The organism is Peptococcaceae bacterium 1198_IL3148, from assembly GCA_036763105.1.
Taxonomy (GTDB): domain Bacteria; phylum Bacillota; class Desulfotomaculia; order Desulfotomaculales; family Desulfohalotomaculaceae; genus JBAIYS01.
Map to the genome: position 1 here is coordinate 23,295 of JBAIYS010000014.1, position 12,929 is coordinate 36,223.

Below are 12,929 nucleotides of genomic sequence, written 5' to 3' on the forward strand. Positions count from 1 at the left end.
TATAAAAAACGGGGTGGTTCCATGTTAAATAAGATTATTTTGATTGGTAGACTGACAAGAGACCCCGAACCCCGTTACACCACCAGTGGCGTGGCTGTAACCAGATTCACCTTGGCGGTGGACAGACCATTTTCCAACAGTCAAGGTGAAAGGGAAACTGATTTTATAGATATAGTAACTTGGCGAAAACAAGCTGAGAATTGTGCTAATCATCTTGGAAAAGGTTACATGGTAGCGGTGGAAGGGCATTTACAAATTCGTTCATATGATGACAGCCAGGGCATTAGGCGTAAAGCTGCCGAGGTTGTGGCCCAAAATGTACGGTTTTTAGATCGCGGTAAAAGCGGTGGTAGCAACAATCCGTCTGCATCACAAGACAGTTTTGGCAGTTCCGGCGGCTTTGCCAGCGAAATCAGTTTCTCAGATGATGATGTTCCGTTTTAAAGAAATCTTAGCTTGTGCCCAGCCCTAAGTCGCAGGCTGAAGCTAACATGCACTGATACTGTCATCCCTGATTATTTAAATCAGATGACAGTGAAAAAAAGGAGGCGATAACATGGCTAGAGATCGTCGTAGAGGTAGAAAGCGCGTCTGCAGTTTCTGCGTGGATAAAGTAGACGTTGTTGATTATAAAGATATTCATAGATTAAAAAAATACATTACCGAGCGTGGTAAGATTTTACCCCGCCGTATTTCCGGTAACTGTGCTAAACACCAAAGGGCAGTTACATTGGCAATTAAACGGGCCCGCAACGTGGCATTGTTGCCATACACCATCGATTAATTTAACAATGGATAATGAGAAAGAGAGCCTAGGCTCTCTTTTCTTGTTATAAAATAATGTTTTTTAGTACAAACATTACAACTTGGGTAACAAATAACATTAGAATAGGGCAGGAAAAGCATAATATAACTAGAATATTTTATCTATCGTTAACTATATAACTTGAGGAGGGTGCAAAAATGTTTCCATCACCCAATCAAGATAGCCGGATAGCACAAAATATTAAAATTATCGATTGGTTAAAGGCGGATTTATTAGCTTCGCTGTCTGCGTTGTTTAAAGCCATGGTTAAAGGTAGCGAGGAACGGATACTGGATGCTTTGGCCAGTTTAATTATCACCACATATGTGTTGGGGCGGCGTTTGGGTATTAGTTTCTCAAGATTGGATATAAAAATTAATTCTAAACTGAGGCAGAGTATTGAAGATGACCACCAAGTGGAACGATGGTACGGGGATTTGACCGATCTACTTCAGTATCAGGCTGAAAAAAGAGGTGACTAAATGGTAGATACATATCAAACCAGAGGCCTTGTGGAAGGAGCATTACTTGCAGCCCTAACAGTGGTGCTAGTTGCCATGGGGTTCTTTATCCCGTGGTTGTTTTTTATTAGCAGTATACTGTTTCCAGTGCCGATAATTCTGATGATCTACCGGCAAGGTCTAAAAAAGGGCTTTTTATCCCTCATCACCGCCTATTTTCTGCTACTAATGCTCTATCCCGATCCAATTTCCATCACCATTTTCTTTATGCAATTTTCCCCGCTGGGCGTGCTGTTTGGTTTGTTATTTAAAAATCGGGTCAGCGCAGGTAAAAGTATTTTTGCCGGTACAGTATTAGCTGCGGTTTTAACCTTTGTTTCCATTGGTTTAGTTATTATGCTCACCGGTATCAGTACAGGTGAATTGGAATCACAATTAAAGGGGGAAATAAATCATAGCATGGACCTCTATCAAGATATCAATAATTTATCCGATAGCGAGGCCGAGGAAATGCGCCAAATTATGGAGGATTTTATTGATACCATGCTATTGCTTTTGCCAAGTATTTTAATTATCGGCGCGATGTTTTCCACCCTAATAAGTTACATTATTTCCCGGACCGTGTTGGTTAGACTAAATCACGATGTTTTGCCACTGCCACCCTTTAGCCATTGGACCTACCCCTGGTATACCGTATGGGGTATAATAATAGGGTTGGCCATGATGATTATCGGTGATCGTTACGACTATACCACCGTGGCGACGCTGGGTAAAAACATATTATATGTGTTTAGCTTTGCTTTTTTACTGCTAGGTATATCTGTATTGGCCTTTTATTACAAAAGGGCACCCATTAGTAAAGGGCTAAAGTGGCTATTGATATTTCTAGCAATTTTGCTGCCACTAACCCCTTACCTAGTGGTTGTGATGGGGGTATTGGATCCCCTTTTAGATATACGGAAACTTAATCAGCAGCATAAGGAGGTATAAAATATGAAAGTTATTCTATTGAAAGATGTGGCTAAATTAGGTAAAAAAGGTGATGTCTTAGAGGTGGCTGAGGGTTACGGCCGAAATTATCTAATACCTCGCAATTTGGCGTCGGAGGCTTCCCAAGGTAAGCTTAATGAATTGGCTGAGCTAAAGAAGGCAGAAAATAGAAAGAAACAACAACAGGAACAAGAAGCTAGGGATTTAGCGTCTAAATTAGAGAAGATAACTGTTAACATTCAGGTTAAAGTTGGCGAGGGTGGTAAGCTATTTGGCGCCATCAGCAATAAAGATATCGCCGATACCCTGAATAAAGAGTATAAAATTAAAATTGATAAGAAAAAGATTAATTTAAAGGCCCCCATTAAAAACTTGGGCCAGTACACCGTAACCCTAAAGTTACATCCCAAAGTGCAAACTGATTTAAAGCTAGTGGTTTCCGAAGCTTAGGATTGGACAGAAAAGATCTATAGCACCGTAAAATGACATCACGGACGACCTTTTTAGGTGCTTGAAAGGAGCATCACCTGTGAAGCAACTTTTGGAAAAGTTCATAGGTACTAATACTCTCAAAACAGCTGATAAATTCTCTGAAGATGAATTATTGCAGAAGCAAGTTAATGTTATCTCAAAACTGTTGGCTAACATCTATGGTTCTGAAAACCTAGTATTAGAAGCTGGCAAAGTGAAAGCATTAAAATTGCTGCGTTCTGATGTGTTGGCAGAAAAAGTTCAAGCCCTGCAAAGGATCGTTTTTAAAGATCCAACCTTAGAAACACCGGATAGAGAACGAATGCCAGAGATATTAAACCAAATTGAAGATGAAATTGCGGAGATCATTGCCCGCCGTACGGTGGAGGATGACATTGACAAGAAAGTTAATGAAAGAATAATACAGCGCCATGAAGAGTATGTACAGGAAGTAAAAAGACAGGTACTGAAAGAAAACGCCGGGCCGGAGAATGCCCAAACGCTAAAAAAGTTAGCGATTTTAGAAAAGTTAGAGCACAACAAATTAGCAACCAACGCCTTTGAAGAGCTAAGACCAAAAAACTTAACAGAAATTGTGGGGCAACAAAGGGGAGTAAGGGCGCTGATTTACAAGCTGGCCTCCCCCTTTCCCCAACATATATTAATTTATGGCCCCCCCGGGGTGGGCAAGACTTCCGCTGCCAGGTTGGCTTTAGAAATGGCCAAGCAGATTAAGGGCAGTCCCTTTAGCAAAGACGGTAAATTTGTAGAAGTTGACGGCACCACTTTGCGCTGGGACCCTAGAGAAATAGTCAATCCCCTACTGGGTTCAGTACACGATCCCATCTATCAGGGGGCTAAGCACGACTTGGCCGAAACTGCCATTCCGGAACCGAAACCGGGGTTGGTTACCGAAGCCAGTGGCGGTGTGTTGTTTATTGATGAAATTGGTGAGCTTGATCCAATATTACAAAACAAACTGTTAAAGGTTTTAGAAGATAAGCGGGTACAATTTGAATCATCCTATTACGATCCTGACGATGACAATGTACCGCTATATATTAAAAAGCTATTTGAAGAGGGGGCACCGGCAGACTTTATTCTCATTGGTGCCACCACCCTAGAACCGGAATACATTAACCCAGCGCTGCGCTCCCGTTGTGCCGAGGTTTATTTTGAACCGTTAACCCCAACGGATATTGGCCAGATTGTGGAGCAGGCAGCCCAAAAGTTGGGGGTTAAGATAGAGGGCCAAGTGGCTGAGTTAATTAGCCAGTATACCATTGAAGGCCGTAAGGCAACCAATATATTGTGCGATGCCTATGCGTTGGCATGCTACCGCCTAAAAGAAAACAACCAATCAAAAGCGGCAGTAACCATAACCTTACCAGATATTTACGAAGTGGTACAAACCAGCCGTTTGTCACCGCTGGTAACCCAAAGGGCCAGCAACCAATGGGAAGTGGGTAAAATTTTTGGTTTGGGCGTGGCAGGTTTTTTGGGTTCAGTTTTAGAAATAGAAGCCATAGCCTTCCCGGCCCGCAATAAAGATAACGGTAGCATTAGGTTTAATGACACCGCAGGCAGCATGACCAAGGATTCTGTATTTAATGCCGCGTCGGTGATTAGAAAAATAACCGGTCAAGACATTGCCAGCTACGACATCCACATTAATGTGGTGGGTGGTGCCCGGATAGATGGACCATCTGCTGGGGCAGCCATTACTTTGGCTATATTGAGTGCCATCGACAACAACGGCATTCCCCAAGACATAGCAGTCACCGGTGAAATTTCTATTCAAGGCAAAGTGCGGCCGGTGGGTGGCATTTACGAAAAGATATATGGCGCCCGGCAAGCGGGTATTAAAAAGGTGTTTATTCCAGCAGAAAACCAAAAGGATGTACCAGTTGACTTGAAGGGCATAACCATTGTGCCGGTTAACAATATCGAAGAAATCATTGATCAGCTTTTCAAGCAAAATAACAATTCATTGGTTAGTTAGTGAAGTTGCCACAGTACAATATTAACTGGCGAAAAGCCAGTTATTTTTCTTGCACTGTCAGAAAGTATAAAAATTTATCATGATAGTATCAGAAATGTTAGTGCACTAATACAACAGGTAGTGGAGGCCAGGTAAATGATCAACAAAATACCACCTCAAAACATTGATGCGGAACAATCAGTTCTGGGAGCGATGCTTCTAAATAAAGAAGCAATCTATAAAGTGATGGAAATTCTCAAGCCGGAGGATTTCTACCGCGACAGCCATAAAGTTATCTATGAGGCCATTTTAAGCTTAAATGACAAAAATGAGCCGGTGGATATGATTACCGTTTCTGAAGAACTGAGGCAAAAGGGGGCGCTGGAGCAAGCCGGCGGGGTTTCCTATGTGGCCACATTGGCTAGTTTAGTGCCCACCGCCGCCAACGTCGAACACTATGCCAACATAGTGGAAGAAAAATCCCTGTTAAGAACGTTGATTCAACTTTCCAACAGAGTAACCACCATGGGTTACGAAGGCAGTAAAGATGTCCAAGAATTGTTGGATCAGGTGGAGCAATCACTGGCGGAGTTAACTAACCGCCGTTCCTCTTCTGGATTCGATGCTGTCAGCGACATTCTGTTGCAAACCATTGAACAAATTGAAAAGATACAAAATAACAAAGGGCAGCTAACTGGTATTCCCACCGGTTTTATAGATTTAGATAAGGTCACCACCGGTTTTCAAAAAAGTGACTTAATCATTCTGGCCGCCAGACCCAGTATGGGTAAAACGGCAATGGCTTTAAACTACGCCCTAAGTGCCGCCACCAAAGGGAAAACCCCCACCGCCATCTTTAGCTTAGAAATGTCTAAGGATCAATTGGTACAAAGGATGCTCTGTGCTGAGGCCATGGTGGATCAACAAAAGGTACGAACCGGCATGTTAGATGCTAAGGATTGGGAAATGCTAAATGTGGCGGCTGGTTTTTTGGCCAACGCTCCAATATATATCGATGACACCGCGGCCATCTCCATTAATGAGTTAAAGGCTAAATGCCGTCGATTGCAAGCCGAAAAAGGCCTGGGTTTGGTACTGATTGACTACCTGCAGTTAATGCAGGGCAGTAGGCGTACCGAAAGCAGACAGCAGGAAATTGCCGAAATATCCCGTTCTTTAAAGGGGTTGGCCAAAGAGCTTAACGTCACGGTGATTGCCCTTTCCCAGCTCAGCCGGGCGGTGGAGCAACGGCAAGATAAAAGACCGATAATGTCAGACCTAAGGGAAAGTGGTAGTATCGAGCAGGATGCCGATATTGTTATGTTTATCTATCGAGATGATTATTATAATCCCGAATCAGAGGATCAAAACGTGGCGGAGTTAATTATTGCCAAGCAACGTAACGGCCCGGTTGGCACAGTTAAGCTGGCATTTTTAAAGGAATTTACCAAGTTTGTGGACCTCAGCAGAGATAATATCGATAATTGACTTTACTAATAATACCAACGATGCTAAAATATTGTTTGTTAGTTGACTTGTAAATTAATGCACAAACTATAACTCAAATAGCAACAAATAATGCATTTGAGTTATTTTTGTTTTATTGGGTTACACTATTTATGCACCAAAACATAGGTGTAATTTAGGAGGTTGAGGTATTTGTCTACCGTAGTTCTCATCGGCTCCCAATGGGGAGATGAAGGCAAGGGTAAAGTAACAGACTTTTTGGCTGAAAAGGCTGACTTGGTGGTGCGCTTTCAGGGCGGAAATAATGCCGGACACACTGTGGTGGTGGATGATAAGGAATTTAAACTACACTTAATTCCTTCGGGAATACTATATTCTGATAAGCTCTGTATCATTGGTAACGGTGTGGTCATTGACCCAGCAGTACTAAAGGCTGAGTTACAGTCACTAATAGATCGCGACGTCAAAATTGCTAAGCTTTTAATAGACAAAAGGGCTCACGTCATCATGCCATATCACCGGCTGCTTGATGAAGCAGAAGAAAATAGCAAAGCCGAAGGCAAAAAGATCGGTACCACCAAGCGGGGCATTGGGCCAGCCTATGCCGACAAAGCTAACCGGGTGGGAATACGGATAGCTGATCTGATTGATGATGAACAATTTGCTGAGGTACTAAAGGATAATGTAGCGGCTAAAAATAAACTTTTTGCTAACTACTACCAATCCCCCACCGTGAACTATGAGCAAATTTATCAGGATTATAAAGAGTTTGCAGAGTTAATTAAAAAACACGCTGCCGATGGCCACGAAGTAATTAACGATGCCATTGAGGACGGCAAAAATGTTTTATTTGAAGGCGCCCAGGGTACATTGTTGGATTTAGATTTTGGCACTTACCCCTTTGTCACTTCCTCCCATCCAATAGCAGCCGGGGCCTGTTTGGGTGCCGGGGTAGGGCCCACCAGTATCAATAAGGTCATTGGCGTAGCCAAAGCCTATACCACTAGAGTGGGAGAAGGACCTTTCCCCACTGAGTTGCACGACCAGTTAGGTGAAAAAATACGTCAGCAGGGGGCAGAGTTTGGCACCACCACCGGGCGCCCTCGCCGTTGTGGTTGGTTTGATGCTGTGATACTGCGCTTCTCAGCCCGTATTAATGGCCTCAGCTATTTAGCCATCACTAAGTTGGACGTGCTGACCGGACTGCCGGAAATTAAAATTTGCACCGGTTATCAATTAAACGGTGAGCTAATCAAAACCTTCCCCGCCAGTTTAAAGGAATTGGCTAAATGTGAACCGGTTTATGAAACCATGCCCGGTTGGCAAGAGGATATAACCCAGGCCCAAAGCATTGAGGAGTTACCCCAAAATGCCCAAAATTACCTAAACCGCTTAAGCCAGTTGGTAAAGGTACCCATTGCGTTGGTCAGCGTGGGACCGAAGCGGTCACAAACCATTGTTACAAAAAATGTTTTTTAGTAGGTTCTAAAGGTGCTGTTGCAAAGTTTTGCAACAGCACCTTTTTGTTAATATTAAACATTTATTCGGTTAAGGTCTGTTTCCACGCGACCTCCCGAAGCAACCAAATGTAGCCAAAAGTATCCAACAAAACCCAGGTGTCTTTTGCCATTGCTTTTTGGAACAAAATTTAGCTTAACGACACCACCATCTAACTTACTAATTAACCCCCTATCATATAAAATTGGCAAATAAAAAATACAAAAAATATGTTGATTATTATAATCAGTTATGGTATCATAACTTTTGTTGGCGCACCGGGTAGGTAGTGTTGAGAGCCATTAGCTCAGTTGGTAGAGCACCTGACTTTTAATCAGGGTGTCACTGGTTCGAGTCCAGTATGGCTCACCATTTTAATAATTGGCCCCTTGGTCAAGCGGCCTAAGACACCGCCCTTTCACGGCGGTAACACGGGTTCGAATCCCGTAGGGGTCACCATTTTAATACCTTTATTAGAGCCATTAGCTCAGTTGGTAGAGCACCTGACTTTTAATCAGGGTGTCACTGGTTCGAGTCCAGTATGGCTCACCATTTTAATACTGGCCCCTTGGTCAAGCGGCCTAAGACACCGCCCTTTCACGGCGGTAACACGGGTTCGAATCCCGTAGGGGTCACCATTATTAAAGGACACAACAAAGTGTCCTTTTAATTATTCTCAATAAAAAGTTGCAAAATGATATAAATTTACTATAATAAAGGTATATGCGGATGTAGCTCAATGGTAGAGCATCAGCTTCCCAAGCTGAGGGTTGCGAGTTCGATCCTCGTCATCCGCTCCAGTGAGGTTATCATCATCATGATGATAACCTTTTTTCATAGAGGAGGATTGATTAACTTGTTAAATAAACTAATTGCCTCTAAACAAGAGGTGGCATTGCATTATACCGATGGGCCTTCAGCAAAATATATTTACGGCTATATTACAGAGATTGATGAGAAAATGATGTTGATTAAAATTGTCTACAACCAGCGGGAATGTATATTCCCACTGTCGTCAGTGGTTAGAATAGAGCCGGTTTTAGATAATGTCGGTGGCATAAAGAAAAAATCATAACATACATATTATGAATAAACAGTTTATTATTGCATCGTCTTCTATAATTGACTTATAATAAAATGCGGAAAGGGGTTGAACAATTTGAGTAAACACATTAAAACACTAAATGCTAAGTCATTGGCTTCAACTGTTAAAGCTGGTGGTTGCGGTGAGTGCCAAACTTCCTGTCAATCTGCGTGTAAAACCTCATGCACTGTGGGCAATCAGGTTTGTGCTAAAGAGGCTAACTAGTTACATACCAGTGACAGAACTAACCCGATCCCTTACGGGATTGGGTTAAATTTTTTGTGTATAGACTGTTTTCCCTCGTGGTTGATATAAATTGGTTAGATATAACGTTTGAGGAGGTTTTTTAGTGCTACATAAATTTGAGTTTGATGGAACTAAACTGGTGCTGGATGTTCATAGCGGTGCGCTGCATCAGGTGGATGACTTGACCTGGGATTTATTAAATGACTTCGAGGTAACCCCAAAGGAAACCTTGTTAGCAAAATATAGTGATAAATATCATCCGGCAGAGGTGGCGGAGGTATTGGCGGAAATAGAGCAATTAAAGGCCCAGGGGTTGTTATTTAGCCCCGATCCTTTGGGAGGTAGCTATCACCCTCAAGAAGGGGTGGTGAAAGCGCTGTGCCTGCACATTGCCCACGATTGTAATTTGCGCTGTCGCTATTGCTTTGCCGGCCAAGGTCCCTTTGGTGGCGACCGCAGTTTAATGAGTGTGGAAACTGGAATTGCGGCCCTGGACTTTCTATTCCAGCAAAGTGTTGGCCGCAAACATGTGGAGGTGGACTTCTTTGGCGGCGAACCCCTGATGAACTTTGGGGTGGTTAAACAATTGGTGGAATACGGCCGCAACAAAGCCAAAGAATTGGGCAAAGAGGTTAAGTTTACCCTGACCACCAATGCAGTGCTGTTGGACGAAACGGTGCAGCAGTACCTGGTGGACAACCACATCAGCGTGGTGCTTAGCCTTGATGGTCGAGACTGCGTACATGATAAAATGCGACCAACGGCTGGCAATAATGGATCATACCAAAGGGTATTAAAAAATATCAAAGCCATGGTGGAAAAGAACCCTCCCGGCGGTTATTATGTGCGGGGAACCTTTACCCGACACAACCTAGACTTTAGCCAAGATGTGTTGCACATGATTGAGCAAGGTTTTGTGGATATTTCAGTGGAGCCGGTGGTGGCCAGCCCTGAGGATGACTATGCCTTTCGCCCCGAGGATTTGCCGATAATTAAGGAAGAATATGCCAACCTAACCAGGCATATTTTAAGTATGAAACAGCAAAACAAACCGGTCAATTTCTTTCACTTTAATATCGATCTCGATGGCGGCCCCTGTTTGGCCAAAAGATTATCCGGTTGCGGTGCCGGTCACGAATATATGGCGGTAACCCCAGATGGGTACCTTTATCCCTGCCACCAATTTGTTGGCCGTCCAGAATATAAAATCGGTCATGTTACCGATAAGCAATTAAATAAAGAAATCAGCAAAATGTTTAGAAATGCCCATATCTATAATAAACAGAGTTGCAGTGAATGCTGGGCCAAGTATCACTGCAGCGGGGGTTGCCATGCCAACGCCCAATCCTTTAATCACGATCTGCACAAACCCTATCAACTGGGCTGTGATTTAGCCAAAATTAGGCTTGAATGTGCCCTTTATTTAAAGGCTAAACTGGCTGATTAGACGTCAATGGCCAATAAACATCAAATTTAGCTAAAACAGGACAAATAGCCGCCAAAAGGCGGCTTTGCTTGTCCTATTAGTAATTTACCTGTCACATTCTCTGTGGTATAATGTTATTGCTTTGCCAACCTATTCCATTGCTACCGTATAAAAACAAAAAGTAAATAGAGAAAAGAAACTGAAAGGGGTTGTCATTTGTTTGTCTCAGAGCAATCCGACAGTAGAAAAAAATTTACCACCTTTTAGTCAACTGCCTTCTAAATGGCGTTTGGGTTTAATTTTGGGTTTAATATTGGGGCTAGTATTGTTGACCAATTATATGATTAAAGATTACCAAACCGCTTGTGCCGTTGAGGTTGACGGCCAAACCATTGCTGTGGTCAGCAGCGAGGGTCAGGCCAAAGCGGTGATCAAGGAATTAGTTAACCAACAGACTAAAAAATTAGATAAACCGGTGGAAGTCAAGCAAAAAATCCAGTATCAGCAGGTAAAAAAGGATAAAGATTCTATAATTGATAGCAAACAACTGCAAGAAAAGTTAAGTCCACTGCTGGTCTATCAATTTGATGGGGCAGCGGTGAAGGTGGATGGCAAAGTACAGTTTGTGTTCCAAGATAAAAAGCAAGCCGATCAATTCATCGACAAACTAAAAAAACAGTACCAAGTGGCCGATAATGCCAAGGTGAAGTTTGAAGAAAAAGTGGCAGTCACAGAAATGAAAGTTACCACCGATAAATTAACCACTGTTAATAAAGCACTGGCTAAGGTTAAAGAGGCTGGCACCATTCCCTATTACATAGTGAAGGAAGGCGATACCCTTTGGGATATTGCCACCAGTAACGACATATCTGTTGATGACTTGATTGCATTTAATCCGGATTTTAAACCGGAACTGATGCAAATTGGACAAAAGCTAAAGATGGCTGACAAACAACCACTGATTAATGTGGTGAGCACCTTTGAAAAGGTAGTTGAAGAAAAGGTACCGGCACCGGTTGAAGTTAGAAGAAACAGCACCATGTTACAGGGCAAGAGCAAAGTGGTGCAAACCGGTGAGCAAGGGTTAAAGGAAGTCAAGTACCAAGTGGTGGCTAAAAACGGCGAAGTGGATGATAAAATAATCATCGCTGAGAAGACACTGAAGGAACCGGTAACGGAAATTGTGGAAAAGGGCACCCGCACTTTGGTTGCCACCCGTAACTACGGTGGTGGCAGATTGGCTAAACCCGCCGGCGGCTCAATAACATCGCCCTTTGGCGGACGTTGGGGCAGAAGCCATGAAGGCATAGACTTAGGGGCCGCAAACGGCAGCGCAGCGGTGGCTGCCGAGGCTGGTACTGTGATCAGGGCCAGTTGGTATGCCGACTATGGCAATTGCGTGGATATATCCCATGGCAACGGCATGGTTACCCGCTATGCTCACCTTTCCAAAATCAGCGTTTCTGTTGGTCAAAGTGTCCAACGGGGACAGGTTATTGGCAATGTAGGTAACACCGGTCGCAGTACCGGCCCACACCTGCACTTTGAAGTGTTAATTAATGGACGACCACAAAACCCTGCAAACTACTTATAATATAAAACCTCTGCCACTGGGGCAGGGGTTTTTATTTTACCAGTAGAATTACCTTTATAACGATAATACCAGGTGCTATAATAATAATGTTGAAGATTATATTAGGAGGAGATATATTTGTTCTTTTTCGATCGTAAAAGACTAAAAAGACATGCACGGGTGATAGTTGTTATCCTTGTCATAGTATTATCAGTGGGTTTAATTATGAGCTCTATCCAATGGGCCAGCGCTCCGCTGCCGGCGGCTACGTCAAGTAACGACCAGCAAGTATCCCAAGAGGAAATGCAGAAGGCATTGAAGGAGCAAATTACTAAGCTGGAAAAAGAGGTAACGGAAAAGCCAAAGGATATTACATTGATGTCCCAGTTGGCCTATATATACCAGTTAAGTGGTGAAACCGAACAGGGCCTGAAGTTTTTCCAAGGGCAAATAGATACTTTGTCCGGGCTGAATAAAGAAAACCCTAAAGATGCCGATACTTTACTGGCGCTGGCCATCTGCTATGACATTGTTGGCAATGTGGATAAAGCAACGGAACACTTTAATAAAGTGATCGAGATCAATCCAGACAACTATGATGTTCGTCTAATGCTGACCAATGTACATTTCCACAACGCAAAATTTGATCTGGCAGAGGAACAGGTTAAATATGTGGTGGACAAACAACCGGAAGATGCCAGGGCCATTAACATGTATGCCTATGTGCTGGCGGCCAAAGAAGACTATCAAGGGGCGGTGGCGCAAATAGAAAAATACATTGAGATGGTTGGCGAAGAAGGTCAAGGGGTGGAACAGGCCAAGAATGATCTGGCCGAATGGAAAAAACAAATTAAAAAGTAGTTAGACCACGGGTGCATTAACCAATGCACCCTTTTTTGTTGGCATATTTTACCGCTGGAAGCCCCTT

General features: G+C 43.1%; 13 protein-coding genes and 5 tRNA genes. All 18 read left to right on the forward strand.

What is annotated here, in order from left to right; translation table 11 throughout:
* Window positions 1-21 precede the first annotated feature (21 nt).
* The 18 genes from ssb (at window position 22) to V6C27_12675 (ending at window position 12,862) form a co-directional block, all read left to right on the forward strand.
* A complete protein-coding gene (gene ssb / locus V6C27_12590) occupies window positions 22-444 on the forward strand; it encodes a single-stranded DNA-binding protein (protein MEG6617247.1) in 423 nt (140 codons plus the stop codon).
* A 112-nt stretch (window positions 445-556) separates the two neighbouring features.
* The gene (gene rpsR / locus V6C27_12595; protein MEG6617248.1) at window positions 557-784 is read left to right on the forward strand and encodes a 30S ribosomal protein S18; all 228 of its coding nucleotides are present in this window, start codon (window positions 557-559) and stop codon (window positions 782-784) included.
* Window positions 785-963: 179 nt separating this feature from the next.
* The gene (locus tag V6C27_12600; protein ID MEG6617249.1) at window positions 964-1,287 is read left to right on the forward strand and encodes a MazG-like family protein; all 324 of its coding nucleotides are present in this window, start codon (window positions 964-966) and stop codon (window positions 1,285-1,287) included.
* Window positions 1,288-2,256 (forward strand): YybS family protein, encoded by a 969-nt coding sequence (locus V6C27_12605; GenBank protein ID MEG6617250.1) that lies wholly within the window; start codon window positions 1,288-1,290, stop codon window positions 2,254-2,256.
* A 3-nt stretch (window positions 2,257-2,259) separates the two neighbouring features.
* Window positions 2,260-2,706, forward strand: coding sequence for a 50S ribosomal protein L9 (gene rplI / locus V6C27_12610; protein ID MEG6617251.1), 447 nt, complete (start codon window positions 2,260-2,262; stop codon window positions 2,704-2,706).
* A 79-nt stretch (window positions 2,707-2,785) separates the two neighbouring features.
* Complete coding sequence (gene lonC / locus V6C27_12615) at window positions 2,786-4,729, forward strand: Lon family ATP-dependent protease (protein ID MEG6617252.1); 1,944 nt, start codon at window positions 2,786-2,788, stop codon at window positions 4,727-4,729.
* A 135-nt stretch (window positions 4,730-4,864) separates the two neighbouring features.
* Window positions 4,865-6,196 (forward strand): replicative DNA helicase, encoded by a 1,332-nt coding sequence (gene dnaB, locus V6C27_12620; GenBank protein MEG6617253.1) that lies wholly within the window; start codon window positions 4,865-4,867, stop codon window positions 6,194-6,196.
* A gap of 171 nt (window positions 6,197-6,367) precedes the next feature.
* The gene (locus V6C27_12625) at window positions 6,368-7,654 is read left to right on the forward strand and encodes an adenylosuccinate synthase (GenBank protein ID MEG6617254.1); all 1,287 of its coding nucleotides are present in this window, start codon (window positions 6,368-6,370) and stop codon (window positions 7,652-7,654) included.
* 314 nt (window positions 7,655-7,968) lie between these two features.
* A tRNA-Lys gene (locus V6C27_12630) sits at window positions 7,969-8,044 on the forward strand.
* An 11-nt stretch (window positions 8,045-8,055) separates the two neighbouring features.
* Window positions 8,056-8,131, forward strand: a tRNA-Glu gene (locus V6C27_12635).
* Between the two features lie 17 nt (window positions 8,132-8,148).
* Window positions 8,149-8,224 (forward strand) — tRNA-Lys (locus V6C27_12640).
* Window positions 8,225-8,234: 10 nt separating this feature from the next.
* Window positions 8,235-8,310: transfer RNA gene (locus V6C27_12645), tRNA-Glu, on the forward strand.
* An 87-nt stretch (window positions 8,311-8,397) separates the two neighbouring features.
* Window positions 8,398-8,472, forward strand: a tRNA-Gly gene (locus V6C27_12650).
* A gap of 56 nt (window positions 8,473-8,528) precedes the next feature.
* Complete coding sequence (locus V6C27_12655; protein ID MEG6617255.1) at window positions 8,529-8,747, forward strand: hypothetical protein; 219 nt, start codon at window positions 8,529-8,531, stop codon at window positions 8,745-8,747.
* Between the two features lie 84 nt (window positions 8,748-8,831).
* Window positions 8,832-8,981, forward strand: a complete 150-nt coding sequence (gene scfA / locus V6C27_12660) for a six-cysteine ranthipeptide SCIFF (protein MEG6617256.1) — start codon at window positions 8,832-8,834, stop codon at window positions 8,979-8,981.
* A gap of 124 nt (window positions 8,982-9,105) precedes the next feature.
* Window positions 9,106-10,449 carry a thioether cross-link-forming SCIFF peptide maturase gene (scfB, locus tag V6C27_12665; GenBank protein MEG6617257.1) on the forward strand — a complete coding sequence of 448 codons (1,344 nt, stop codon included), beginning with the start codon at window positions 9,106-9,108 and terminating at the stop codon, window positions 10,447-10,449.
* A 319-nt stretch (window positions 10,450-10,768) separates the two neighbouring features.
* The gene (locus tag V6C27_12670; GenBank protein MEG6617258.1) at window positions 10,769-12,022 is read left to right on the forward strand and encodes a M23 family metallopeptidase; all 1,254 of its coding nucleotides are present in this window, start codon (window positions 10,769-10,771) and stop codon (window positions 12,020-12,022) included.
* Window positions 12,023-12,139: 117 nt separating this feature from the next.
* Window positions 12,140-12,862: a tetratricopeptide repeat protein gene (locus V6C27_12675; GenBank protein MEG6617259.1), complete on the forward strand. Its 723-nt coding sequence runs from the start codon at window positions 12,140-12,142 to the stop codon at window positions 12,860-12,862.
* The last annotated feature ends 67 nt before the right edge of the window (window positions 12,863-12,929 follow it).

Coding starts and splice junctions, on each gene's coding strand:
- ssb (MEG6617247.1), top strand. CDS start 22: ATGTTAAATAAGATTATTTTGATTGGTAGACTGACAAGAGACCCCGAA.
- rpsR (MEG6617248.1), top strand. CDS start 557: ATGGCTAGAGATCGTCGTAGAGGTAGAAAGCGCGTCTGCAGTTTCTGC.
- V6C27_12600 (MEG6617249.1), top strand. CDS start 964: ATGTTTCCATCACCCAATCAAGATAGCCGGATAGCACAAAATATTAAA.
- V6C27_12605 (MEG6617250.1), top strand. CDS start 1,288: ATGGTAGATACATATCAAACCAGAGGCCTTGTGGAAGGAGCATTACTT.
- rplI (MEG6617251.1), top strand. CDS start 2,260: ATGAAAGTTATTCTATTGAAAGATGTGGCTAAATTAGGTAAAAAAGGT.
- dnaB (MEG6617253.1), top strand. CDS start 4,865: ATGATCAACAAAATACCACCTCAAAACATTGATGCGGAACAATCAGTT.
- V6C27_12670 (MEG6617258.1), top strand. CDS start 10,769: ATGATTAAAGATTACCAAACCGCTTGTGCCGTTGAGGTTGACGGCCAA.